Genomic DNA, 25,961 nt, shown 5'->3' with positions numbered 1-25,961 from the left:
ATACAAGCTCTTATGGCATGGTAAACTACGAGCATCCATATTGTTAACACTTGAGACTGCTGTGCTCCCAATTGAAGCTGTTTTTTCAGAGTTAGTCGACCACCTCGACACACATGAAACTGTGTTATTGCAAGCCCCGCCAGGTGCTGGTAAGTCGACTTGGCTGCCCCTCAACCTTATGAAGTCAGGTCAATATCAACGTATTGTGATGTTGGAACCCCGTCGTTTAGCTGCGCGTAATATTGCCCAATATTTAGCTGGTCAACTCAATGAGTCACTAGGTCAGCAAGTTGGTCTGAGAATACGCCAAGAAGTTAAGGTATCTGAGCAAACTCGGTTAGAAATTGTTACCGAGGGAATGTTGACGCGAATGATACAACAGGACCCAGAGCTGAGCGGTATTGATTTGCTGATTTTTGATGAGTTTCACGAACGCTCATTGGCGGCCGATACCGCTTTGGCATTTGCGTTAGAGACGCAAGCAGCTCTGAGAGATGATTTGAAAATTTTGGTGATGTCAGCCACGCTCGATAGCGAACGTTACCAATCATTTTTACAATGCCCATTGATACGTTCTGAAGGACGAGGCTATCCAATTGCACATAAATATATTCCAGTTAAAGATGAAAGCCAGTGGTTGATGCAAATCGCCCCTGTGATACGCCAAGCTTTAAAAGAGGAAAGTGGTAGTATCTTGGTTTTTTTGCCCGGTCAAAAAGAGATTCGCTATGTTGCTAATGCATTGCAAGATGCACTAGATAGCGAGCCAAAAGTACATTTAGCGATGTTATTTGGTGAACAAGATAAAAGCGCGCAGCAAGCAGCCATTGCGCCAGCACCAAACGGTGAGCGTAAAATTGTGCTTACGACAAATGTGGCAGAGACATCTTTAACTATTGAAGGGATCCGAGTAGTTATCGACTCTGGAAAGCGTCGCGCAGCCGTGTTCAATTTAAAAACTGGCGTCACTGAGCTTAAAACCGTCTCTATTTCAAGAGCATCCGCAGTACAGCGAGCGGGTCGTGCTGGACGAATCGAGCCAGGTGTAGTGTATCGTTTAGGTAGCCAAGCATTGTTTGAGCGACGTGATGCACATGATAAGCCGGATATTTTGAGTTCAGATATTAGTGGGCTGATTTTAGAGTCCAAAGTATGGGGGACTCAGATATCTGATTTACCATTATTGGATATGCCTTCGCTTGCACAGTGCAAGCAAGCTGAGCAATTGCTGTTAAACTTAGAGGCTATTGACAATCAAGGCAAGCTAATGACCCTTGGTAAGCGCATGCAGCAAATGGGCAGTGAGCCAAGGTTTGCGCATATGTTGCTTAAAGTACAAGCGCTCGAAACACAACTATCAGGCATCACTTTATTGGCCTGTTACTTTATGGCGCTACAAGATAGCCGTGTGAAATGCGCGCCAGAACTCAGTCTCGCGCTCAATCAATTGCACCACAATGCGCCCCAAACATTTACTAAGCAGTTGAAATATTGGTGTAAGCGTGCCGATATAACACATAAGACTAATGAGATCGCACTTGAGCATTTGGCCATTGTGGTGGCGCTCGCTTATCCTGATAGGTTGGCAAAGCGACGTGGCAATGGGTTTGTTTTAGCAAATGGTGCGGGCGTCAACGCTCACAGTGAGTTTTGGCAAGACTGCGACTATTTGGCCATTGCAGAGTTGGGCGGTCAACAAGGTCAAACCATTTTTAGTGCGACTGAATTTCATCCGACTTTGCTTGAAGCGGTTTTACCTTACTTATTTGAGCAAAAAACGGTCTGTGAATTTGACCAAAAACAGGCACAATTCTTACATCAAGACAGAGTGTATTTGGGGCATTGGGTATTCAGTGCAAAGCCGAGCTCGGCACCATTAAATGAGGCATCAAGAACGCAGGCCTGGATGTCCATTGTTAAAGAAAAGGGCCTAAGCGTTTTTTCTGCTTATGACGATGTTCATCAGCTGCTTGTGCGTATGCAATTGGCTGCACAGTATTTTCCGGATGTCTTTCCAGCTAGTACTGAAATTGATTTAGTGTCGGATTTATCACCATGGTTAGAACCATTTTTAGGTGAGATAAAACAATATAACCAGCTTAAAAAGTTAGATTTGAAAAGCGCTTTACTGGCGCGTATAGACTGGCAGAAGCAACAGCAATTAAATAGTTTATTGCCAGAGCGAATTCAGGTACCCAGTGGTTCTCAGATCCGTATCCAATACCAATTAGAGGGCCCTGCGCGTTTGGCCGTAAAAATGCAAGAAGTCTACGGTATGTTGCAAAGCCCAACCCTTTGCGAGGGTAGAGTTGATATATTAATGGAGTTGTTATCACCTGCACAAAGGCCGCTGCAGTTGACTCAAGATCTCGCTCATTTCTGGCAATCAAGTTATAAAGACGTACAAAAAGAAATGAAAGGCAGGTACCCCAAGCACTATTGGCCTGACGACCCTGCGACAGCTATTGCCACCAATAAAGTAAAAAGTCGTATGTAAAAATATCCCCGCCAGTTAATCTGCGGGGATTTTTTTAGAATCAATAAAAAAATTTCTTTACCTAAACTTAACTTGAGGTTTTAGTCTGGGCGCGAAAGATAAATAAAAAACAGCAGGATATTCAGATGGAACTTACTCAATTCTCTTTGCAATTAGGTCGATTCACACCGCTTGTTTGGACCATGTTACTCGGTAATTTTTTTGTCAGAGCCAGTTATTATATGGTTTGGCCTTTCCTAGCGGTTATTCTTTACAGCAAGTATGGCTTAAGCGCGACAGAGGTGGGTGTACTGCTCACAGGATCTGCGGTGTTTGCCGTATTGCTAGGTTTCTATACTGGTAATTTAGCGGATCGATTTGGTCGATTTGCATTATTATACAGTGCATCTATCGTTGGTGTGCTCGCTTTCACAGCCTTAGCATTAGCAGAGCAGTTATGGACATTTTGCTTCGCAGTTTTTTTTGCATGTATGCCAAGGACGTTGTGGGATGCACCCAGTAAGGCACTGTTAAGTGATGAGTTGAGCAATCGCGAAGATAGAGAGTTAGCGCTGCATATATTATATTTTTTAGTGAATGTGGGCGCAGCAATAGGGCCTTTATTTGGACTGTGGGCGGGACTTAATGGGGAGCAGTTTAGCTTTATTTACACCGCATTTGCGTACTTAGGATTGTTATTGGCATTGATTTTAAAGCAATCAAGCGCTGTAAAAAACGATAACAATGTGCAGCGAGCTCAAGTACCGAGCTTTAAGTCATGGCTTGCTATTTTGCGTCAAGATACGCGTTTTTTATGGGTTTTATTAGCGACGTTCTTAGTGTATTTAGTTTATGGGCAGGGAGATTCAAGTTTAGTTCAGTATCTGACTCGAGCTGAGGTTCCTGAACTAGCAGTGCTTATTTCAAGTTTGATTATTACGAACTCAATGGTCATTGTTATTTTTCAATTCCCTTTATTACATATCATGCGCAATTGGTCTATTCAATCTCGCCTTTATTGTGGTGGTGGCATCCTTGTTTTATCCCAGATGATGATGGCCTTTAATCCGGTTGATGGGTTTTGGGGTTGGGTGGGTGCTATTGCAGTGCTGAGCTTCAGTGAAGCCATTATGTTTTCAAATATTAATATTCATATCGACCGTATGGCACCATCACATTTAAAAGCGAGTTATTTTGGTGCCGCGGGATTATGCTCATTGGGATTTGCATTGGCGCCATTAGTGGGCGGGGTACTGTTGGATTGGGGCAGTGGTCTCTTATTGTTTATAGCGATGGCGATTGCCAGTGTAAAAGCACTCTACTTATATAAATTAGCCGAAAGTACAAAGTTATAGGCGACTCACTAAAGTTTATAGATAAAAGCTCCCATAATGGGAGCTTTTCTTATAAATTAGAACTTGATGATGGTAGAAACGGCTTCTTCTTCTGCAGTTTGAATAGATAACTTAATTTGTTTGTTCTGCCAGTCGATATCGACCATGCCATAGTTGCTACCTGACTTATTGATCAGGTGCCTATCGCTGGTGGTTAAATTGCTGACATTATTACTGACAATGCCCACTTGACCTGTAGGAATGGTGGCACCTGAAGGCGCGCAATTACCCCACTCTCCTGCGATACCTTTACCACTGCTATCTACCTGCGTATAACACCAAGGCTGAGCATGATCTTTTGTGGTACACCCTCGGTAGGTGGTTCCACCATAAGAGAATGGAAACTGACAAGCTTGCTCATATTGTCCATTGCCCTTAGTATCCGCATAAACAGGCAATCTTAATGGGTTTTCAATATGATATGGCCAATTTTGACCGAAACCTGATGCCGTGACTTCGTAAACGGTTACTGCGTCGCCGTGTTCAGTGCTTTTTGGTATGGTTTTCTGTAACAATTCCCCCCAATGTTGATCGCCAGAGAGGAAAATAACCGCTTTGGTTTTGCCCGAGTTTATCGATTTTTGTACTAAACGTAGCAGTTTCTCTCGTTCTGTTGGCACCTCAGCCCACGATTCATAGCTGGTCCCAGACAGGCCTGTCTCATTGAGTGCTGCGATAGCTTGTTCAAACTTTTTCCCATCGCCGTATGCGCAATATTTATCTCTGCTTCTACCTTGATACAGTGGTGGTAAAAACTGAATACCACTGGCAATTAACTTGATCTCAGAAGGTGTATTGAGTTGCTGTTCGAGCCATTGCCATTGTTGTTCACCTAAAATCGTTGTTTTATCTCCTTCACAGGCGCCATAGTTAGTAAATGTAGGTGAGCGGAAATAGCGCGCATCCAAAGTGATCACATGCGTACTTTCATTGGCAGGTCCAAGCATTTGGGCTTCATAGACACCAGCTTGACCATTTAACCTTGGATCATCCGCAGGCGCATCAAAATGACGAAGGTATTCCTTTTGGCTAGCGGCACGTTGAGGGTAGTGCTTGCCGTCGTTATTTGCACCATAATCATGGTCATCCCACGTTGCCATGGTAGGTATGTTTGCAGCCAAGAATTTTTGATAATCAATGTTACGCTTTTTATCATCATATTTTTGTCGCATCGTGTCCATATCTGTGGTGTCGGCATAAATGTTGTCACCTAACCAAAGAAATAAATCAGGCTGATGTGAAATTAACTTGGCCAGAGCTTGCGGCATATCTCCTTTGGTTTTAAAACACGAGCCGAGTGCCACTCTATCCAAGCGTTTATTTGCTTGAGGGTGGGTATGAGATAGTAGCGGTTCATTTTCAACTGGTGCACATGCTTCCCAGTTGCCTTGATCATCGGTATAACACCATGGCTCATCATGATTAATGGTCGCACAACCATAAAAGTTTTCGCCCTGATAGTTGGAGGGAGTTTGGCATGACTTTCCTGATACTGTTTTGAATTCAGGGATGGTCTCAGTGCGAACGTTTCCCCAAGTTTGCCCATCAATGGCTTGTTTTAGATAGCACCACTGGCTGGTACCGTTATTTTTGTCTGTGGTACCTTGATAACGAGCCAATTGATAGCTGAAATTGGATTGGCATTGTTCATAGGGTACTTCTGGCGCGGCAAAAGTATATAAGTGGACGGTACCTAAAAGGCTGGTTAAAAATACGAGATTATATTTTTTCATAATGATTCCTGCATGTAACGACTTTTCCTCCTTGTTGACTTAGCCCTAAAATTTACATTGACGGGGGTGCTTCCTGCTGAACGAAAGTAGTGTATTTCCCAAAAGTGAAACTGCGTTGTCAAAATCGTGTCAGAATTATTTCTTAGGTCATTTTAATGCCTTGATAGACATGGTGTGGTTTTGTAAGGTTATGAAATAAATGGTTTTATTATTATATTTATATTTTCTTTCTATTTTCTTATTTGGTCGTTGATTACTTGCACTTGTACCTGATTTTAGTTATTTTTATTTGGTAACTGTATTTTCCGCATACTTTTACGCCGTTGCAAAATAAAAGGTTTTGCAAATAATGTTAGAACTAAAAATCACAAACTCGCTTAATTGAATAACAAGAAAGTTGACTTGCCAATTGACGTCTTAGTTTAAGTAGGCAGGAGGCATTTTTGCACAATGTGTGTCGGTGGTTGTGATGTGATAAATTCAAGTTATTGTGTGTTTACCACATCAAAAAATGAAATTTGCTAAGAAAAAGCGGAGCCATATGGCTCCGCTTTTTGTCTATATGCAAACTTGGAAGCTAGTGTCAGATAGCCTCAAAGTTTATAGCCTATTGAGAGTGACGCCAGTATTTTAATGAGAAATTATCAATACTCACAGTGGCAGTTGAGCTGCTAAATGATCGTACTCTAATTAGTAAACGATATAATGCTTTGCTTTGGTCTAGCGTATATATCTCGTTTATTTGGAAACTGCCTTTCCCTAATACGCGTTCTTCGCAAAATGAAGCGCGCTCACCACCATGGTAATAAACATCCGTACATACTTGAATTGGTTTGCCATAGTCAGCTTGGGTTGCTTTAAGGTCTAATTGCGTGTGAATTTGATTTGCAAACACTTCCTCGCCCCATGGGAAAAAATGTGAGTAGCTTGCTTGTCGCCATGGTGATAGAGAGAGCGTGAGGCTCTTGTCGCCATACAGCGGTGAGTTTTGGTCAATAGCGATTGAGACATCATCGGGGTAGCGGGTTGTGAAATCAATGCGACCAGCTTCATAATCATTCAATACTTGATATATCGCACCGTCGATTTTGTTCGACGCACTGTACATATCGAGGTCATCGATCACAAGGAGGTCGTTTGATTCAATTTCAAAATACACGGATGAAATGGCTGAGGTGTAATAGTCATCGCTGAAATCAAGCACTAAAGGTACGCGTTTGGTTTCGTTTGCAGCCAATACGAGTGTGTTATAGTTTGCAATTGTATTTGCAGTCCCTGAGAGCTCTTTGGTGTAGTCTGCACGGCCTGAAAAATTGACAGCAAGCGACTTATTGCCTGGATTATGTAAAGTGACATATGTGGCTAAATATTCAGGCGTTGAGTGGACAATAAATAGATTATTTTTTTCAAATTTTAATTTAAAGCGCCCGTTGTCATCTGCGTTAATTTGCACACCACTTTGCCCTGACTCTGTTGGGAAGTGAATGAGCGTTGGATTATCCCTAAAGTATGTATTTAACTGTGCTTGTGTTGCAGACTCAAAATTACCCTGAATCGGGAAGTGGGCGATCATGGTACTCGTTTCACCATGGTTTTCACCAATTGTGGCCGAGATATTATCAAAGATGACAGGCATCTCTTCGAGTAGATGCATGCTCCATTGTACGGATACGTGTTTGATTTTTTTGTTTTTTGGCAGTGTGGTTTTAGTATCAAAAGAATGGATGCTTTGTGCTTGTGGTGGCACAACATGTGCGTCTGAGCCATATATTTGCATTTGGCTACCATCATTAAATTCAATAGTAAAAGAGGTGTAAAATAAAATATCTTGAGCAAATTGAGCATCTGCAAGCGCTGGTAACTTTACGTCAAAGCTGACTTCGAAGGGGGTAGACTTTGTAAAGGCTTGATTAAGCTCGAAAGAGCGCTCAATTTCAAAGTGACTCAATGCGTTTATTTGAAGGCTATACTGGTCAGAGATTGGGTTGATATTCGTCCTCGCGATAGAAGTCACATCGCCATAGTTCACTGTTATGTTTTCCAGGGATTGTTCAAAGTTGAGTTGTGCGATTGATTGAGCATAAGATTGACTACTACATAAACTGACCAAAGCAAGCACTAAAGGCTTAATTTTCATTTTCCTTTCCTTATTTAGTTGTAATTTCAAAGCACTTGTCGGTAGGCTAAATAAAATATTTAGTATTTATTCTAAATTGCAAATAAAAATACTGATTTAGTATTGCTTTTTTTGCGAGGCAAGCTTGTTTTTTATGCAGTTAAAGAAGTTAGAGATCGTGTTCGATAACAATTTCTTCGCTAACTGGATTATACAAACTAGGCTTATCAATTTGCTGAGCAATAAGTGTTTGTGGCAAAGATGGAGTGAGTAGAGGGGAAAATGCACTGACTTCATGGTAGCTATCATCTAACCATTTATTTAATAGCTCAGGCTGTTGTGGCAATACCAATGGACTGGCTTTATCGTGAAAAGGCTTCAGTTTAGGGTGAGGGGGAAGGGTTATAATTGAGCAAGAAAAAGTATATTTTCCTGTTATTGGATGTAGCCACTTTTTATATAACCCTGCGAAGCACAATGCTGCATTGTGTGCTTTAAAATCATGATAATGCTGGGGTTTTCCTTTATTATTTTGAGTTTCGCCAAACCCTTTTGCCACCACAATGCAGCGCTGGTACCTATATGGGTGGTATGCTGCACTACTTTTTACATTGAGTTTATCGTATCGGCTGTTAAACGACGTATATTTTGAAGGCTTAAATCCTGTTGTCGTTTCTGATAGTAACAACCACCAAATAGCATCGGTGAGCAGACGCTGGTTATTTTCTTGATATATGATACTTATCTTATCTGTCGCGCGTTTGAAGCGAGAAAATTGAACTTTTTCTATCGGGTTTTCGATACCTAAATCCAATAAAATTTGGATCACAAATGGGTCATCAGTGATATTGAGTCGGCCGCACATACTCACTCCTAATCTTCACTTCATACATCAGTGATGCTCACTTTAGTTTAGCGTTGAATGATAAGAAGTGATCATACTTGCACTTTTAACTATGATCTATAATACTGTATATGTATACAGTAAAGTGTGTGATATGGCCAATTTAATTGATTTTTTACAGCATCAGAATCTCGTATGGCATGGGACTGATAATGCGCCTTTGTCTCAGCGATCAGTTGAGAAGCAAAGTACCGGTTATGAAACATTGGATACCTGCCTTGAAGGTGGTTTTCCTATACCCGGTATCGTCGATATCCAATGCCAAGTCGGTATTGGAGAAGTGGCCTTATTGTTGCCTTTCATCCGCGAGCAATCACGCCTTTGTGTGATGATAAACCCGCCCGCTAATGTGAATGCTCACGCATTATTACATCAAAATATAGTGACAGAGTTAGTTTGGGTGCTTTCAATATCGGATCCGACGGAAGCACTTTGGGCTGCTGAGCAATGTCTAAAAAGCGGTGTTTGCAGCAGTGTATTGTTGTGGCATCAAGAGCTACAAATACATCAGGTAAAACGGCTAATTTTGAGTGCACAAACTGGGCAAAGCTTGTGTTGCTTATTACGTTGTAATCCTGCTCAAGGCGGTTCATTACCCGTGAGTTTATCTATGCAGTTGTCCCCAAGGGGAGAAGGGCTGGATATTAAAGTGACTAAATTGAAAGGTGGTTGGGCCAAACCCAAAATCACACTGACATGGCCCCAGCTTTGGCCACAGCTTATCCTTCGAGATGAGTCTGAGCAGTCAGGGCAAGTTTTGCCTTTTGTACGCAGTATCAGTAGGTAAAAGAAAAGTGCTTTGGCTTTACTTACATTTTCCTCAGCTACAGTTAGATGGTTTGTTAGCGCAAGATGCGTTGATGCCACCGACGATTATAGTCTCCAGTAAAAAACATGTTGTGGTTCAGTTAAACGATGCTGCTCGGCAACTCGGTATAAATATCGGTATGGGTTTAGGTACGGCGGCAGCAATGAATACCTCATTATCTGTATATGAATTTAAAGAGCGTAATGAACAACAGCGGATACAAGAGCTGGCTCAATGTTTGTATTTAGACACGGCTGAAATTCACATTTCAGCGCCTAATGGCTTATTGCTTAAAGTATCTAATATGCTGCCTTTGCATCCTAACTTGGCACATTATTGGAAAGTTATTCAAACGCGGCTTATGTCACAGCAAGTGTACTATCATTTTGGCCTTGGATACTCGCCTTTGGCGGCGCAGCTGCTTGCTCAAGCAGCGTTTGATAAGATAGATGAAGATAAAGCAACTTTGTCTGCAGAGGTAGGTAAATTACCGATAGGATCATTGGCGTTTAGCGAGCGGCGAAAACAACAGCTACAACGAGTTGGTGTTAAAACTGTACAGTCGCTGTTAGATATTCCTTTGGTTGAACTGGGAAAGCGCTTTGATACTGAACTAGTTCATTACGTTGGTAGGCTACAAGGAAAACTCCATCATCCTGTCGAATTTTATCAGCCACCGCAGATATTTCAGCGTGACATCACCTTACTGTTTGAATTAGAAAACCTTTCCTATTTGACAAAGCCACTTTATAAGTTATTACAACAACTTGAAGAGTTCTTAAAGTCACGTGATAAATTAACGCATGAAATAGCACTGACCTTGGTACAAAGGGACACCGAAGCAATCGTTTTAAAAGTCGGGAGTTCGCAAGGTGAGTACCGGGCTCAAAAATGGCAAGATTTATGTCACCTAGTGCTTGAACGAACGCAGCTATCTGCACCTTTGCAAGCCATCACTTTAAGAGTGGATAAGTTTTGTGAACCATCTAATCACAATGATGATTTATTTTCTGAGCCAATTGGTACCATGTCGAGAGCAGACCTGCTCAGCGTACTGCGCGCAAAGTTAGGAGAAGGCGCGATACATGGAATACAAACCATGCCAGATGCGCGTCCCGAGTATGCTACAAACCACTGTGAGCCGAGATTACAATGTTCGAAACCTTCAGTCACTGAGAAGTCAGCGCCATTACTTAGGCCTAATTTTTTGCTGGCTCAAATTCAGCCGCTTCATAACAAGGTTATGCTATTACAAGGTCCCGAACGGATCTCAACGGGCTGGTGGGATGGGCATGAAATTGAGCGAGACTACTTTATCGCACAAGATGAGCAGTTTAGGCGCTTATGGATATTTAAAGATAGGCAACAGCGCTGGTTTATTCATGGAATATTTAGCTGATGCAATATGCAGAGCTTTTTTGTCAAAGTAACTTCTCTTTTTTAGAAGGGGCATCTCATCCAGAAGAGTTGGTGAAACAGGCGCACTTTTTAGGCTACTCTGCATTGGCGATCACAGATGAATGTTCACTGGCAGGCGTTGTTCGCGCGCACACTTTGATTAAAAACACCAAACTGGATATACAGCTTATTATTGGCAGTGTCTTGCGTTTTGAGTCATTAAAAGTGGTACTACTCTGTCCAAATAAAGCAGCTTATAGCGAACTATGCCGAGTGATCAGCAATGCCAGACGCCGTGCAACTAAAGGAGCGTATCAACTTGAAAATTGGGACTTATTATCATTAAAGCATTGCTTTATCCTTTGGTTACCACAAGGTATGCCAAAAGATGAAGAATGGGGAAAGCTGCTCACACGTCATCACCCAAAACGTACTTGGATTGGAGTTCAAAGAGACTTAAGCAACCTTGAGAAGCGATACATCCAACGCTGTGAAATATTATCCGAGCAATTTGAATTACCCCTGTGTGCTGTTGGCGCGGTATTAATGCACAGCGCGAATAGAACTCGACTTCAACATGTATTAACAGCAGTTAAATCCAACAAAAGTGTTGAAGAATGCAAAGCACAGCTATTAGTGAATTGTGAACGTTCGATGCGTGCCAAAGATAAAATCGCGAAGTTATTTAAGCCATCTTGGTTGGATGAAACAAACAAAATAGCCAAACAGTGCCATTTTAATTTAGATGAGTTGCGTTATCAGTATCCGAGCGAATTAGTGCCAAAAGGTCAAACCGCGATGCAATACTTACGTAAACTCGTAGCACAAGGCTCAAAGCGCAGGTTTGTTGATGGACTACCAACAGATATTGCAAAAATTATAGAAAAAGAGTTGAAACTCATCGAGGAGTTGGATTATCCGTACTTTTTCTTAACAATTTATGACATTGTCATGTTCGCGAAAGCGCAGGGGATTTTATATCAAGGGCGGGGGTCTGCAGCTAACTCTGTGGTGTGCTACTGTCTGGAGATCACCGCAGTGGATCCCCGTCAAGTGGCTGTATTATTTGAACGTTTTATTAGTCGTGAACGCAATGAACCGCCAGATATTGATGTTGATTTTGAACATCAAAGGCGTGAAGAAGTGATTCAATATATTTATCAAAAATATGGTCGAAAACGTGCGGCGCTGGCTGCCACAGTGATCACTTACCGGTTTAAAAGTGCTGTTCGGGATGTAGGCAAAGCGCTCGGTATCAGTGAATCGCAACTGACATATTTTATTAAAAATGTTAATCGACGTGATCGAGGGTTAAATTGGCAGGCACAAATTGTCGAGTTGGGACTTGCGCCTGATTCGTTAAAAGGTGCACAGTTTATTGAGTTAGTGAATGAAATTACTGGCTTTCCCAGACATTTATCGCAGCATGTTGGTGGCTTTGTGATTTCTGCGGGCCCTTTGCATGATCTGGTACCGATTGAAAATGCATCCATGCCTGAGCGCACAGTGATCCAATGGGATAAAGATGATTTAGAAAGTCTTGCATTGTTAAAAGTAGATGTATTGGCATTGGGCATGCTCAGTGCTATCAGAAAAACATTTGAAATGGTGTATAAGCATACTGGCTGTAGACTAAGCATTGCTCAGTTAACACAGCGCCAAGATGATCCTAAAGTGTATGAAATGATACAAAAAGCAGACACAGTTGGGGTATTTCAAATTGAATCTCGTGCTCAAATGAGCATGCTTCCTAGGTTAAAACCACGCTGTTACTACGATTTAGTCGTGCAAATCGCTATTGTTCGTCCAGGCCCTATTCAAGGTGATATGGTGCACCCCTTTTTGAAGCGTCGTCATGGAGAGGAAGAAGTATCTTACCCCTCTGAAGCCGTTAAAGCCGTGCTCGAGCGCACCCTTGGCGTGCCTATATTTCAAGAACAAGTCATAAAGCTTGCGATGGTAGCTGCTGGGTTTACTGGAGGGGAGGCGGATCAACTAAGGCGTGCTATGGCATCTTGGAAAAAGACAGGTGAGTTGATGCAGTTCAAGGATAAATTACTGAAAGGCATGACTGAACGGGGGTATGAACATCAATTTGCTGAGCGGCTTTTTGAGCAGATCTGTGGGTTTGGTGAATATGGCTTTCCAGAGAGTCATTCTGCCTCTTTTGCTGTGTTAGCGTATGCGTCTTCTTGGCTAAAGTATTATTATCCAGCCATGTTTTATGCTTCTTTACTAAATAGTTTACCGATGGGGTTTTATAGCGCGTCTCAGTTGCTTCAGGATGCAAAACGACATCATGTCACAATTCTTCCTGTATGCGTGAACCAATCTAGTTATGATCACTCTGTTTGCCAAGTTGAAGGTCAATGGGCGATTCAATTAGGGCTTAGGATCATTAAAGGGCTGAATCAATCAATAGCAACTTTAATTGTTGATGAGCGCCCAGCCAATGGCTATATCAATATTCAAGGTTTATCTGAATTAGGCGTAGATAAAGGGTCGCTTGAACGTCTTGCATCGGCCAATGCATTGAAGGGTTTTAGTCATAATAGATATCGTGCTCGCTGGCAGTTAATGAATCAAGAGGTGACATTGCCACTATTTATTGAGTTACCTTTTGCACAAACGGTAGATATTCAATCACCGAACGACTTTGAGAATTTATTGGAAGATTATACAGCGACAGGGATCAGTTTGAATAAACACCCAATCACCTTACTAGATGAAAAAGGAGCGCTTAAGGCATTTACTAGAATGAATGAGCTTTGCGAAAAATCGCATAAAAGTGTGGTTACAGTCATTGGCGTAGTAACAGGTAAGCAATCCCCGGGTACAGCGGCAGGTGTAACCTTTTTTACCCTTGAAGATGATACAGGAAATATCAATGTGGTGGTCTGGGCTGGGACTGCCAGAGCACAAAAGCAAGCTTATCTAGGTGCAAAGTTATTGGAAGTGAAAGGAATTGTTGAAAAAGAAGGCGATGTTATTCATGTTATCGCAGGGCGGTTAATTGATAGAAGCCAGCTTTTACTTGGCTTTGATGCTCAATCAAGGAACTTTCATTAAGTTTTTTTAAATTAATTAGCTCAGCGTGTTATTTTTGGTTTTTTATTGCGTTTATTGAATTAAGTGTGAAGGAGTATTGGCTGAATAAAAGCGATAGGACGCGCATTTTGGCAAAAAGTGACAGGACGCGTATTTTGGCAAAAATCGACAGGACGCGTATTTTGGCAAAAATCGACAGGACGCGTATTTTGGCAAAAATCGACAGGACGCGTATTTTGGCAAAAATCGACAGGACGCGTATTTTGGCAAAAAGCGACAGGATGCGTATTTTGGTAAAAAGCGACAGGATGCGTATTTTGGTAAAAAGCGACAGGATGCGTATTTTGGTAAAAAGCGACAGGATGCGTATTTTGGCAAAAAGCGACAGGACGTGTATTTTGGCAAAAAGCGACAGGATGCGTATTTTGGCAAAAAGCGACAGGACCCGCTTTTAAATTATACGAAGGATCCGTTGCTTCAAGTAAACGAAGGGACTCGTTTTACTTAACAAGATCAGTAATATAAGTTTTATCAGTAAATATTTAAGGATTGATTTATGTCTGAGTTGATACGTGAAGTGGTTGCGACAGTGCTTTTTATTATTGCCTGTATTGCTTTATATATTATTTTTACTGATGACTTTAATCTACTCTTCTGTGCTTTGGTTCCGATTTGTTTTTTGAGTGCCTATTTTATTTGGCCAAAGCAAAAAAATCGAGAAAAAGGCATGACCGCGTTGGATATGATTGAAGCGGTTATTTTGTTTCCTGTCGAGTGTATCATTTGGATTTCACGCTTGCTGTATCGTTTTCTAGGCTTTATTGCAGGCGGTAAAGAGGGAGGGGGTTTTGACTAGTTCGTTTTGTCTTGCCTAACATCTACATTCGCTGATTTCTTTTCAACTTTCTATCCCTTATCTATACTCAACGACTGTGCAAGCTTTACCTTCGTTGAACTTTTCAAGCGGATATTGTAGTGAACGCCTGTGTTGCCTTTCGATTTTTCATTTGTCAATTTATTACACTGAGTGTGTACTTTTCTACTTTTGTCTTTGCAAATACACAAAACAGTTTTGATACAGAGCAGAGGTCGTTTTTTGATTTAGGCGAGCTTATTTTTCAACAGGTCGGTGATAGCGAGAAAATCCCTAAAGGAGTGATCACGGCAATAGCTCAAGATAGTAGAGGGTTTATCTGGATAGGCACGCAGTTTGGGCTTATCCGCTACGATGGTTATCGTTTTAAACGTTTTGGGCACAACCCTCAAGATCCTAGTTCCTTACCAGGTAATTTTGTTCGTACTTTGTGGGCTGACCAACATGGCAAGCTTTGGATTGGCACTTTTTCTGATGGCGTCGCTATGTTTGATCCGCATAGCAATCAGTTTCATCACTATAAATATGATGCCGCTAATACAAATAGCTTATCAAATAACAATATTCGAGCATTGGTCGGAGACAACCTCGGCAATATTTTTATTGCCAGTAATGACGGGTTAAATCACATAGACAGCGTAACAGGGAAGGTAACAAGGTTAGAGAACATATCGGGTTGTGATGAACCGCTAAAAACCACCCGGATGCGCTCTGTGCAACTAGGTGCGAACCACACTCTTTGGCTAGGAACGCAAAAAGGGTTGTGTAAAATCATGCTGTCGTATCCGATATCTCAAAATATCAAATCAGGCTCACTAGCACTTATTGGTCAGACCTATGGTGCTTTTAATGGTAAGAATGTATTTCGACTCTTTCTAGCTGCCGATGGCGCTATGTGGGTTGGTACAACGGATGATGGTGCAGCGAAGGTCAGCGCCAATCATAATGCGGTTGCATGGGTATCACATAATCCGAATGATCTTAAATCATTAAGCCATCATTGGGTGAATGGCATTGTGCAACCAACCCCAGACGAAATTTGGTTAAGCACATCTGGAGGCGGGATCACTGTTGTTGATGCAGCCTCAACACGAGTAAAGCGGCATATACGCCATGAACCCTTAAATGAATATAGCATTCCTCTTGATACTATGGGGGCCATGCTAGTGGATGATTCAGGCGTTGTGTGGGCAGGTACTTGGGGCGGTGGTTTAAGCCGGTATAACCCTCAAAATAATGCATTTAGAAAATTTGTACGTGGTCTTGATCGCAAAAATACACTGACACATGAGGATGTAAGAGGGTTTGTCGAGCTTCATAATGGTCAAATTTGGGTGGGAACAGCGCAGTCAGGTATTGATATCATTTCACCTAAATTAGGGGTTATTGGCGGTTTTAGGCCAGAGCCAGAAAACCCAAAGGCGCTAGCAGAAGGCTATGTACGTGTCATGCGGCAAACACGCGATGGCAGTGTGTGGGCTGGCACGACGAACAAAGGTCTACATCGTTATGACTTTGCACAGCAGCGTTTTTATCGCTATACCACATCCGAGGGGCTGCCAAGCATACAAATAGTTACTTTGCAGGAAACTCCAGGGGGCAAGCTCTGGGTTGGGACTGGTGAAGGGGTGGCGTTGATAAATACTCAGACAAATCAAATTGAAGATATTTCTGACTTTTCAGGCAGCGATCTCTTTATGGGTAAGTCGATTTTAAGCTTTGCCTATGATCACCAAGACAGGCTTTGGGTTGGTACACGTAATGGCCTATTGGTGATATTCATCACAGCCAAAAAAGTACTCGAAATAAGTCATGAGGCAGGCACAACCAACACTTTATCCGATAACTATATCAATAGTTTACTGTTAGATACTCAGCAAAGGCTTATTGTAGCGACGCCGCATGGTTTAGACCGCTTGGTTAATTTAAACGGTCATCATGCTGAGTTTGAATCATTAAATACCCTAGTTGGCAGGCCTGTAGGTACGGCCGGCAATCTACTCGAAGACGCACAGGGGCGCATTTGGAACGGATATGGCTGGTTAGACCCAAATCACGGCACATGGCAAAACTTAGCGCGTGCAGACGATTGGGATGTAGGCACCATGTGGACTGGTTCTTACATCAAGCTTCGTGATGGCACCATGCTTTTTGGCGGCACGAAAGGGATATTACTAATGCGCCCCGACCTTTGGCAAAGCTGGCAATATCAGCCGAATCTAGTGATCAGTGAATTAGAAATTGATAATCAAGCTACTCCAATTCCTGAAAAACTCATTTTGCCTGCAGATACGAAGAGCTTTTCAGTTGAGTTTGCTGCGTTAGACTTTACTTCTCCTGAGCACAATCTATATGCCTACAAACTAGAAGGATTCGATGAAAAATGGATTTACACAGATGCATCTAAACGCAGAATAACTTACACGAGATTACCTCCAGGTGATTATCATTTACACATTAAAGGGAGTAATCGCAAAGGTAAATGGAGTGACCGCCAAATTAATTTGCTCATCGTACAAGAGCCTAAATGGTTCGAAACGATTTGGATAAAGCTATCATTGTTTGCGTTGATTGCACTGGCATTTTATGGTTTTTATCGTTGGCGTGTGAAGGAACTGAAACAGCAACAGATGGCGCTTGATTCTTTGGTCCAGTCTCGCACCGAGAATATTTCAATGCTGGGTAAAATTGGTCAAGAGATCACGTCAACTCTGCATTTGGGTTCAGTTTTAGAGCGGGTATATAAGCATGTCAATGAATTGATGAATGCAGATGTATTTGTCGTTGGAATTTTGGATGCGCCAGGCCAGCGGATCTTATGTCAATTGGCGATTGAACAAGGTGAAAAGCTGCCTCCTTTTGAATATTCATTGACTGACTTACGTCGCCCTGCTGTTTGGTGTATCAATAACCAAAGTGAACTTGTTATTAATCGCGTAGAGGAGTTGAAACAGTATGTTGAATATGTCGCCGCGCCAGTGAGCGGCGCGAACACGGAATCTTTAATATATTTACCTTTACTGATTGATAAACAGGTATTGGGTTGTATCACTGTGCAGAGTTTCAAAAAATCAGCATTCAGTGACAATGATGTACAAATGTTACGTACTATCGCTAATTATACCGCGATTGCACTGGCAAATGCAGAGTCTGTAGAAAAGCTAGAGTCCACATTTGCGCAGTTAAAAGAGGCTCATGACCATCTTCAGCAAACACAAGATCAATTGGTTCAACAAGAGAAAATGGCGGGTCTTGGACGTTTAGTCTCAGGTGTGGCCCACGAAATCAATACGCCGTTAGGCATAAGTATTACTGCAAGTTCTCATGCTATGAAAGAGCTCGACGAGTGCCAAGGGCTATTTGATAGTAGCAAGTTAACAAAGAATAAGCTGAATGCATTTTTAAGTGTGATGAATGAGAGTCTGTATTTACTTGAGTCTAATTTATCCCGTGCTGCGCAATTGGTTAAAAACTTTAAACAAGTTGCTGTAGATCAGTCTATTGAAGAACGTGGTGAGGTGAATTTAGGGCAATATCTTGAAGATACCTTGATGAGTTTAAAGCCAAAATGGAAGCATACGCAGATAGTTGTTGAGACAGACTTTGATGCCAGTATTGTGCTATGCACTTACCCAGGTGCATTTGCTCAAGTGCTAACAAATCTCATTGAAAATGCAGTACGGCATGGTTTTGATGAGGGGAAAAAGGCTGGTGAAATTGCCATTCGTTTGAAGCGCACACCATCTCACATTGAATGGACCTTTATGGATAATGGTGTGGGTATGAGCAAGGAAACTTTAGCGAAGGTATTTGACCCATTTTATACTACAAGACGCAGTGCTGGCGGGACCGGATTGGGCATGCATATTGTGTACAATATTGTGACCCAAAAGCTTCATGGTGAGATTGCTTGCCATAGTGCGCATAACCAGGGGTGCCGGTTTGTCATTAAACTGCCTATTGATAATTAAAGCATAGATTAAACTCACATACCGGCTACGTTTTTAACTAGTTAAGCCGGTGGCTTAACGATAGTCTTCTGCGTCAAAATATAAGTGTTTCAATGTACCGCAATTGACAAATTTATACATCAACTCGGAGCTTTTAGGTACCCGTTTTGAGGTTTTAAACTTTTGCATACAGGCATTAGTTAAATCAACAAAAATCAAGTGATTGAAGCTCGGTGGCTGAGTTAACTTATGGATGTAGATCCGTTCAGATTTATTGAGCTCAATACTGTCATACTCTTGCCATTGAGAGGCCGCAGGTAAGTCTTTTATTTTGCGTGCATACAGCTTTTTGCTAAAAACAATGGTGCGATCACTGTAAACTTTAAACCCATCGCGTTGGTAGTGGCCTTCATAGATATCGGCGACAATATTGACTTCTTCTCCCCGCTCTAAACGTTGTAGGTTGAAAGGCTTTGGTTTAATGGTGATGAGATCTGAATCCCTGACGAGGTTTAAAAAGGCGACGTCTGGGTTATCAATCTGATATACAATTTGAATATCACTAGGTAATTTATACGAAGCAAAGTTTGTGGCGTAGATTTTGGAGCCGCGATTCATCAGTACCATGCCATGCTCACCTTTATAGGCAGGGTTTAATGGCGGGAGCTCTTTTTTTTCTTCTTCAGCGAGCGCAATGAAGCTAAAAGCAGAGATGAGAGTGAACAGCAAAATTTTTTTCATGGTATTTCCTTTGTGCTACGGACTTGGGCTGAGTATAGCAAGTGTTAGATGAAGCGCTACATCAGTCGCTTTGGCCATCATGGGTGAGATAAATATAAGATTAGGCTGCCACGTCTTCTATACGGTTGTAATGCAAGTTGTACTGACAAACCCTGTCGCGTCCACGCTGTTTCGCTGCATACAAAGCTTTGTCAGCGCAGTTCATCCATTTTGTTTGTGTCAGGTCATCAGCACTTGCACATAAGCCCAAACTAACGGTAATCGTTTGATTCTCGAGTAGAGCGAGTGATTTGATATTTGCCCTGAGTTTTTGTGCGACTTTTTGCGCTGTTTTGAGGTCTGTATTCGGGAGCAGCACGACGAACTCCTCTCCACCGACGCGAAACAGTAAATCGGTCTCTCTGATCTGTTCGCGAATATCAGACACTAAGTTAACAAGCACTTCATCTCCTTTTGCATGACCATATACGTCGTTTATTTGCTTAAAATGGTCCACATCAATCATGATCAGTGTCGAGTCGTAGTGGTAGTGCACCTTATTCGCTAACGCATCTTTCAAAAAAAGGTTGAGCTGTCTTCGGTTCAGTGCCCCTGTGAGGGCGTCTTTGCTTGATTCCTCTTTTAATAACGTGTGTAGCGCATCAATATGTTTGAGTAACAAGTGGACTGAGCAAGCCGTGAGTAAATAGGCAAAGAAAAACCTGAGTGCATCTGCCAAATCATAATTTAAAAACACATAGGTGGTCGCGGTGAGTAGTAACGCACAATTAAAGAGGATCGAGGTGAATAATGGAAATGCGAAGCTGAAGATAATACTCACAGGAAATACCCAAAAGATGGTACCAGCGCCTAATGTAAAAAGCGATAATGCGACACATGATATAGCTAAAGTTGCAATAATATGCTCATGAATGGGCAAGGCACGGCCTTTAATTAATGCGTGTGCATCAGCAATGAAAGCGCACACAAAAATTAAAATGAGTGCACCGAGCGCATACTCACCGATAATCAGGTTTTTGATTGCTAAGGGGGTAAACACCGCCAAAATGATCAAAGATAAAAGCGGAAACACTCTGCCTTTACCATCAAAATAGGTGTTTAAACGCAGCGAATACTGACTGTTATTTTTTACTGGCACGCGACATACTCTCTACCATAAATTATGCACTGTCACCCTTATAAATATATATAATTTATTCTTACTTTAAAGGTTTTTTGTGTTAATTATTTGATAACTCTTTGTGTCATTAATACAGGGGGATTATCAGGGTCAACCTTGTGTCTAAATGATTTGGGCTGTTGATGTACTTTTGGTTTATCCGCTGTGGTTTGGTTGTTACCAATATACAGCGGATTAATCAGTATATAAGTTCGAAGAGTCGATGACTTGCTGTCAGAATATCTATTGTAAAAACTCAGTTTTGGCTTGGCGCTGAGAGGCTAGCTGTGCGATAGCTTGATCACTTGGCTTTTGATCGATTAAGCCTTCATGGGCTAACAGCCATTGCTTACGTAGCACGCCACCAGCATAGCCTGTCATTTTACCATTGGCGCCTATTACTCTATGGCAAGGCACTATTAAGGTGATCGGGTTTCGTCCATTGGCACCGCCAACTGCGCGCACCGCTTTGGGGTTATTAAGCTGCTGTGCTAATTCTAAGTAAGATAAACTCTGGCCAAATGGGATGGTTGTTAAAGCCTGCCAGACTTGTTTTTGAAAAGGTGTGCCTTGCCAGTCAAGGTCGAGATTAAATTGCGTCAGCTTCTGGTCAAAATAAGCTGATAATTGCTGTTTACACTCTTGCAATAATGCACTGGGATGCACATCAGACGTTTGCTCCCCGCAAAATATCAGTTGGCGCACGCCGCTATCAGATGCTTTTATTTCAATCAGTCCCAGTGGGCTTTTAAAGTAATCTGTATACAAGCTCATAGTTGACTCCATAGTTGAAAAGTGAGGTAGCTGCGCCAAGGTGAAAGTTTTTTATCATCAAAAGCTTGTTGTGATTTTAGGGCTTTGATTACACCAAGGTCGGAAGCCAGAAAAATATCGGGGTCGCTTTGTCCACGCATTTTGGCATAAGCGACTGTCCAAGGGCCAATCCCCTTAATCGGTAACCAGTCATCCGCATTGTCGGTCACGTCGTTTTGTGTAAAATGTTCAGCAAAACGAATGAGTGTTTGCCGGCGCGCGTTGGGCATTTTTAAGAAAGCTAAATCACTGGTTGCCATTGCTTGTGGGGTTGGGAAAAAAGCCTGTTCGTCGTGTTTTTCTCCAAGCTCGTATACCAGCTGAGTGACCAAATTTTTCGCTGCTTGCACTGAGACTTGTTGTCCAAGTATGGCGCGTACGCCTGCTTCAAATAAGCTCCAGATCCCGGGTAACCGTAGCCCAGTGACCAATGTAAACTCATTCGGTAGTGCATTTTTCAAATCCCCTTCAATTTGGCCCAAGTCGGCGTCCAAATCTAAAATACGGCGGATATTGTTTACTACAGGTTTAAGGTATTTGATTTCGTCTATTTCAATGTCTACTTCAAAACAATGCGTTTGATCACAGTGCTTGGCAGTGAATTGCCCTCTGCAACCTTGCCAAAAAAAGGTGCGGCCATAGCTATCGTCCGTTACCCATTCAAGTCCGTCGATTTGGCGCTTGGACAAAAATTGCTGCATTTTTTGCCAGTTGAAGGGGGGACGATAATAAAGCGTCAATGTAATGTTTGAATTGCTTTGGTCTTGCTGTTTGCGCATTTGCGTAGGGGTTAGCTGTAACTGGTTTTTAAAGCAGTCATTGAAGCGACGTATACTATCGAAGCCGCTTGCCAAGGCAATTTCTGTGATAGGGAGCTGAGTTTGATGCAGTAATTTTTTGGCGAACAGGCATTGCTGATACAACGCATAAGCTTTTGGCGACACCCCAAGGTGCTGATTAAATAGCTTGCGAACATATCGGTCACTGACGCCAAGCCGGCTGGCAAGTTGAGGTAAGGAGCCCTGTTGTAGCGCACCTTGATCAATTAAGTGAAGTGCTCTGTCTAATGTTGTGCCAACCCCTTTCCATGGTGCAGAGCCAGGTGCACTGTCTGGCCTGCACCGCAAACATGGTCTAAACCCCGCCTGTGCAGCAGACATCGCAGTACTAAAATAAGTCACATTTTCTTCTTTTGGAGGATGCACAGGGCAAGTTGTACGGCAATAGATCCCCGTGGTTTTTACTGCAATAAAAAACTTACCGTCAAAGCGTGGGTCTCGTGAATGGCGCGCTTTTTTACAGATTTCTACATCTAACATCAAATCAGTCCTTCCGCGTTAATGGGATAAGTATATGCGAATTACTCTGTACTACTGGCCAGTTTCGGAACTCACTGTTGATGTTGAATAGAAAAAAGTCACACAATGACATACGCCATTATGTGACTAGACCCTGTATTAGCGAATGTTCGCTCTGATTTCATCAAAGCTGTGTTCAATTAATAACGTCCCATTTTTGAATACAGTTTTAAGTAAGTTCTCGCGGTTGCCCAAATCACTCTCGCGAATGGTTTTCACTCCTTTAACCTTATCGTGAACCACTGCGAGGCGACCTTTTTTACTGCGTTTTCCGTGATCTGTGATGGGATCTTTAAATACATCATGCCACAGGCCTTTCACTTTGACGGCACTTGCTTTCATGGCAAATTGCATCGTGTCTCTATCGAGTTTTTGCAGCAGCGCACCGCCCATGCCAAACGCGATATTCTCAGCGCTTTGTTGCTTGGTTTTCATGGTGTGCAAAATTTCACGAATGCTATTTTCTGCGATGCCATCCCCTTGGATCACACGAACGCAATCAGGTAACACGCGATAGCCTTTGCTATTGATGCGATAGCCAAAATTTGCCATCAACTTTTCGATGGTTTTGGTAACGACTTCCACAGGTTCGCCACTGTCTGGGCGGATCACTAAAGTGCCACCTGTTTGCTCTACTTGCTCTTTCAGCTCATCGCCCCAGATGTTATCGATGGCATGCCAAAGGTCGTATGAATCACTGACTACTGCGACGAGCTTTCCTGGGCCTGAAAATTGTTTGAGCATATTCTCATACGCGGCTTTTTCGCCGTTTTTCCCCCATGCTGTAATGGTACTGTGCTCTGCCGCAGGAATTGAAAACCCTGGCATAGCTGCGCCATAAAATCGTCTTGCAGCGACGATGGCACTGAGGGTGTCGGTACCCATAAAATTGAGTAAGTGCGCAGCGCCACCGACAGCAGCTGCCTCTTCAGTGGTTGCGCCGCGGGCACCAAAGTCATGTAGCTTAAATTCAAGCCCATCTAGTGAGTCAGCCGTTTCGGCCAAATATTGCAGAATAATTTGTTTACAGTGATAAGACACAGTGGCAACTGTAGTTGGATACCAAATTGCGCGCAGCAGGGCGGTTTCAACATAGCTGGTTAGCCATGCGCATTTGGGATCGGTATTGATAACTTGAACTAATGCATTACTGATAGGCACAACGCTCCCTTCTGGTAATGCTTGGATTTTGATGGGCAGCAAACCTTGGTGTTTGTCGACAATGTGTCGCCAACCTGCCTCATGAAAAGGCACGCCATGGGCTTCTAGAATGGTTTTAGCGTCATCCACATCTTGATGTGTGAGCGGGGTAGTTAGGTACTGTTTTATGAACATCTGTAAACCAAAAAACAGCGCTTTGTCATATTGCCCACCGCGAGGCTCAATATAGCTTGATACTTGGCTAGTGCCTTCTGGATACTGCTTAAAGTGTGAGGCTTTGTAGCTATCTGCGTTAAGTATGATATTGGTCATGATGGAGTTCCTCCTATCTATTTGCTAACTGGGTCTATCCCAATCGGCATTGGCATTTACATACCGGTTAATTCTTGAATGATAAAGTAATGATCTTCAAATAATTTACTTGGCTCTAACTCTGCGAGCGGCACCCACATGGCATGCTTGGCGTCATCCCCGCCTTTGACTTTGGGCAGTAATTTATTCGGCGCCAAATCAAAATAAAATGCATGAGTGATAGTGCGCCCTCGTGCCGATCTATTTGGGTCATCAAATACTTGTTGTTGCTTCATTGACCCCATTAACACCGGGGCAGGCACCTTTAACTTGGTTTCTTCTCTGAGCTCTCTCAGGCAAGCGTCAACAAGTTTTTCACTGCCATCGACAAAACCACCGGGTAGCGCCCACAGCCCTTTTCCAGGGCGTGCTTTTCGTTCAATTAGCAATACATGGCCACTTTGTACGACCACCGCATCGACGGTGACAAATGTCGGCGGGTAAGGGGCGTTTTGCCATGCTTGGCGATATTTTTCGATGAAGTCATGCTCGCTTTGAATGGCAGAGTAGTCATCGGTTCGCATAAATTTGTCTAGCGTATCACGCACAAAGTGAGGTAACACTTGGGCATTTTGCGAAGTTAAAAAATTTTCACCTTGAGATGAAAAGAGTTGCTTCCGAATTGGCGTAGCAGAGATAGATTGGTAGTTTTCTACAGGAACCGATCCCCATTGGGGGAATAAGTTTAAGTAGTAAGATGACTGGTCTTTACTGTGACCAATTAAACCTACACGAGGCGTTTTATGCGGCATTTTATACTGTGCTGTAATGATGCCTTTTACGGTTGTTTGCACATTACGAACCCAAGCATCGTCGTTATAGACTGTGTCCATTAGAGGCGCAATGTGTACTCGATTGTTTTGTTCAGTGGTGAGTGAACCGCGGATCATTAACTCTCTCTCTGAGTTAGTCCATGGGTTTCTAACTGTTCTTGGTTGGTGGGCAGAGCCACACAAAGTGATGATATGCTCAGCACGTCTTAACCCTTCTTGAATCACAGCTAAGTGACCTTGATGAAAAGGCTGAAAACGGCCAATAAATACGAGAAAGTCGTACTTTTGATCGTGTTGTAGTGTCATTGCAGCAAACCCCTTGCTGTTGTTGTAAAACGCGACGCAGGTCTATCCCGCTTACGTTGTGATTATCGAATGGTTCCCATTCGATAATGCTACAATGACATATCCGCGCTTAAATTTCAAACATGAACATTGATTAAGTTCCCATCTTCGGGCAAACCAAGTTGAGATTTTAAGTCAGATAACAGCGCTTGCTTTTGCTCATCGTTTAATTGGTTGCTATCTTGCTCCACCAATGCGTCACTTAGATATTCGACGACTTGCTTTAAATCCACTTGTGCAGAAGGCTTGTCTTTTGGTGGCTTTGCTGGCGCACCGGCGAGTTCGCCGATTGCTTTGGCATCAAAGCCGAGCTCAGACATTTGTTCAGCCAGTGCTTTTGACGGTTTAATACCAGCTTCACTAAAGCTGTTTACAATGCTTTGGGCATCGGCTTCTGACAAATTATCAGGGTCAAATTGTTCTAACGTCTCTTTGATAGTACTTGTTTGCTGCTCCGATAATGTGATTTGAGGGCGACTTGCTTGTGTAGCGTTTGAATATGATTGCGTAGCTTGTGTGATCATGGGCAATTAGCTCCAACAGGTTCGTCATTTTAGTT

Annotated in this window: 18 protein-coding genes; 8 read left to right on the top strand and 10 right to left on the bottom strand. The window is 42.6% G+C overall.

Annotated elements, in window-relative coordinates; genetic code table 11:
* The first annotated feature begins 61 nt into the window (after positions 1 to 61).
* Together hrpB and S4054249_RS16340 are read left to right on the top strand one after the other, a co-directional pair.
* Entirely contained in the window at positions 62 to 2,497 is a 2,436-nt protein-coding gene (hrpB, locus tag S4054249_RS16345; protein WP_046357492.1) for an ATP-dependent helicase HrpB, read from the top strand.
* Between the two features lie 125 nt (positions 2,498 to 2,622).
* The gene (locus S4054249_RS16340) at positions 2,623 to 3,831 is read left to right on the top strand and encodes an MFS transporter (protein ID WP_046357480.1); all 1,209 of its coding nucleotides are present in this window, start codon (positions 2,623 to 2,625) and stop codon (positions 3,829 to 3,831) included.
* Positions 3,832 to 3,887: 56 nt separating this feature from the next.
* Here the strand turns inward: S4054249_RS16340 and S4054249_RS16335 are convergent, their stop codons facing one another.
* The 3 genes from S4054249_RS16335 to S4054249_RS16325 all read right to left on the bottom strand — a co-directional run bounded on the left by S4054249_RS16335 (position 3,888) and on the right by S4054249_RS16325 (position 8,584).
* Entirely contained in the window at positions 3,888 to 5,603 is a 1,716-nt protein-coding gene (locus S4054249_RS16335; RefSeq protein WP_046357481.1) for an alkaline phosphatase D family protein, read from the bottom strand.
* A gap of 607 nt (positions 5,604 to 6,210) precedes the next feature.
* A complete protein-coding gene (locus S4054249_RS16330) occupies positions 6,211 to 7,740 on the bottom strand; it encodes a hypothetical protein (RefSeq protein WP_046357482.1) in 1,530 nt (509 codons plus the stop codon).
* 148 nt (positions 7,741 to 7,888) lie between these two features.
* Positions 7,889 to 8,584 (bottom strand): SOS response-associated peptidase family protein, encoded by a 696-nt coding sequence (locus tag S4054249_RS16325; protein WP_046357483.1) that lies wholly within the window; start codon positions 8,582 to 8,584, stop codon positions 7,889 to 7,891.
* Between the two features lie 133 nt (positions 8,585 to 8,717).
* Between S4054249_RS16325 and imuA the strand changes: the two genes are divergently transcribed.
* From imuA to S4054249_RS16295, 6 genes are all read left to right on the top strand, one after another.
* Positions 8,718 to 9,410: a translesion DNA synthesis-associated protein ImuA gene (gene imuA, locus S4054249_RS16320; protein WP_046357484.1), complete on the top strand. Its 693-nt coding sequence runs from the start codon at positions 8,718 to 8,720 to the stop codon at positions 9,408 to 9,410.
* Between the two features lie 7 nt (positions 9,411 to 9,417).
* Complete coding sequence (locus S4054249_RS16315) at positions 9,418 to 10,830, top strand: Y-family DNA polymerase (protein WP_046357485.1); 1,413 nt, start codon at positions 9,418 to 9,420, stop codon at positions 10,828 to 10,830.
* Positions 10,830 to 13,898, top strand: a complete 3,069-nt coding sequence (locus tag S4054249_RS16310) for an error-prone DNA polymerase (protein WP_046357486.1) — start codon at positions 10,830 to 10,832, stop codon at positions 13,896 to 13,898. The genes S4054249_RS16315 and S4054249_RS16310 overlap by 1 nt, the downstream gene beginning before the upstream one ends.
* 65 nt (positions 13,899 to 13,963) lie before the next feature.
* A complete protein-coding gene (locus tag S4054249_RS16305) occupies positions 13,964 to 14,332 on the top strand; it encodes a hypothetical protein (RefSeq protein ID WP_235611258.1) in 369 nt (122 codons plus the stop codon).
* Between the two features lie 101 nt (positions 14,333 to 14,433).
* Positions 14,434 to 14,733, top strand: coding sequence for a hypothetical protein (locus S4054249_RS16300; RefSeq protein WP_046354655.1), 300 nt, complete (start codon positions 14,434 to 14,436; stop codon positions 14,731 to 14,733).
* Between the two features lie 173 nt (positions 14,734 to 14,906).
* Positions 14,907 to 18,722, top strand: coding sequence for a two-component regulator propeller domain-containing protein (locus S4054249_RS16295; RefSeq protein WP_145925468.1), 3,816 nt, complete (start codon positions 14,907 to 14,909; stop codon positions 18,720 to 18,722).
* Positions 18,723 to 18,776: 54 nt separating this feature from the next.
* Here S4054249_RS16295 and S4054249_RS16290 read toward each other — a convergent pair whose 3' ends face one another.
* The 7 genes from S4054249_RS16290 to S4054249_RS16260 all read right to left on the bottom strand — a co-directional run bounded on the left by S4054249_RS16290 (position 18,777) and on the right by S4054249_RS16260 (position 25,926).
* Complete coding sequence (locus S4054249_RS16290; RefSeq protein WP_046354657.1) at positions 18,777 to 19,442, bottom strand: hypothetical protein; 666 nt, start codon at positions 19,440 to 19,442, stop codon at positions 18,777 to 18,779.
* A gap of 100 nt (positions 19,443 to 19,542) precedes the next feature.
* Complete coding sequence (locus S4054249_RS16285; protein ID WP_046354658.1) at positions 19,543 to 20,580, bottom strand: GGDEF domain-containing protein; 1,038 nt, start codon at positions 20,578 to 20,580, stop codon at positions 19,543 to 19,545.
* 264 nt (positions 20,581 to 20,844) lie between these two features.
* Positions 20,845 to 21,375 (bottom strand): methylated-DNA--[protein]-cysteine S-methyltransferase, encoded by a 531-nt coding sequence (locus S4054249_RS16280; protein WP_196764541.1) that lies wholly within the window; start codon positions 21,373 to 21,375, stop codon positions 20,845 to 20,847.
* Positions 21,372 to 22,733 carry a DNA-3-methyladenine glycosylase 2 family protein gene (locus S4054249_RS16275; RefSeq protein WP_046354659.1) on the bottom strand — a complete coding sequence of 454 codons (1,362 nt, stop codon included), beginning with the start codon at positions 22,731 to 22,733 and terminating at the stop codon, positions 21,372 to 21,374. The genes S4054249_RS16280 and S4054249_RS16275 overlap by 4 nt, the downstream gene beginning before the upstream one ends.
* Positions 22,734 to 22,871: 138 nt before the next feature.
* Positions 22,872 to 24,245: a nicotinate phosphoribosyltransferase gene (locus S4054249_RS16270; RefSeq protein WP_046354660.1), complete on the bottom strand. Its 1,374-nt coding sequence runs from the start codon at positions 24,243 to 24,245 to the stop codon at positions 22,872 to 22,874.
* Between the two features lie 56 nt (positions 24,246 to 24,301).
* The gene (locus tag S4054249_RS16265; protein ID WP_046354661.1) at positions 24,302 to 25,363 is read right to left on the bottom strand and encodes a bifunctional nicotinamide-nucleotide adenylyltransferase/Nudix hydroxylase; all 1,062 of its coding nucleotides are present in this window, start codon (positions 25,361 to 25,363) and stop codon (positions 24,302 to 24,304) included.
* A 116-nt stretch (positions 25,364 to 25,479) separates the two neighbouring features.
* On the bottom strand, positions 25,480 to 25,926 hold the full coding sequence (locus S4054249_RS16260; protein ID WP_046354662.1) for a hypothetical protein: 447 nt from the start codon (positions 25,924 to 25,926) through the stop codon (positions 25,480 to 25,482).
* Positions 25,927 to 25,961 lie beyond the last annotated feature (35 nt).

The organism is Pseudoalteromonas luteoviolacea (genome assembly GCF_001750165.1).
In the GTDB taxonomy this organism is placed as follows: Bacteria; Pseudomonadota; Gammaproteobacteria; order Enterobacterales; family Alteromonadaceae; genus Pseudoalteromonas; species Pseudoalteromonas luteoviolacea_G.
The sequence above is the reverse complement of the archived record's forward strand: the minus strand, read 5'-3'. Positions and strand labels throughout refer to the sequence as shown.

Bases quoted from the DNA above. Each gene is read 5' to 3' on its own strand.
- S4054249_RS16340 (WP_046357480.1), top strand. From the start codon at position 2,623: ATGGAACTTACTCAATTCTCTTTGCAATTAGGTCGATTCACACCGCTT.
- S4054249_RS16335 (WP_046357481.1), bottom strand. From the start codon at position 5,603: ATGAAAAAATATAATCTCGTATTTTTAACCAGCCTTTTAGGTACCGTC.
- S4054249_RS16330 (WP_046357482.1), bottom strand. From the start codon at position 7,740: ATGAAAATTAAGCCTTTAGTGCTTGCTTTGGTCAGTTTATGTAGTAGT.
- S4054249_RS16325 (WP_046357483.1), bottom strand. From the start codon at position 8,584: ATGTGCGGCCGACTCAATATCACTGATGACCCATTTGTGATCCAAATT.
- imuA (WP_046357484.1), top strand. From the start codon at position 8,718: ATGGCCAATTTAATTGATTTTTTACAGCATCAGAATCTCGTATGGCAT.
- S4054249_RS16310 (WP_046357486.1), top strand. From the start codon at position 10,830: ATGCAATATGCAGAGCTTTTTTGTCAAAGTAACTTCTCTTTTTTAGAA.
- S4054249_RS16300 (WP_046354655.1), top strand. From the start codon at position 14,434: ATGTCTGAGTTGATACGTGAAGTGGTTGCGACAGTGCTTTTTATTATT.
- S4054249_RS16290 (WP_046354657.1), bottom strand. From the start codon at position 19,442: ATGAAAAAAATTTTGCTGTTCACTCTCATCTCTGCTTTTAGCTTCATT.
- S4054249_RS16280 (WP_196764541.1), bottom strand. From the start codon at position 21,375: ATGAGCTTGTATACAGATTACTTTAAAAGCCCACTGGGACTGATTGAA.
- S4054249_RS16275 (WP_046354659.1), bottom strand. From the start codon at position 22,733: ATGTTAGATGTAGAAATCTGTAAAAAAGCGCGCCATTCACGAGACCCA.
- S4054249_RS16270 (WP_046354660.1), bottom strand. From the start codon at position 24,245: ATGACCAATATCATACTTAACGCAGATAGCTACAAAGCCTCACACTTT.
- S4054249_RS16265 (WP_046354661.1), bottom strand. From the start codon at position 25,363: ATGACACTACAACACGATCAAAAGTACGACTTTCTCGTATTTATTGGC.
- S4054249_RS16260 (WP_046354662.1), bottom strand. From the start codon at position 25,926: ATGATCACACAAGCTACGCAATCATATTCAAACGCTACACAAGCAAGT.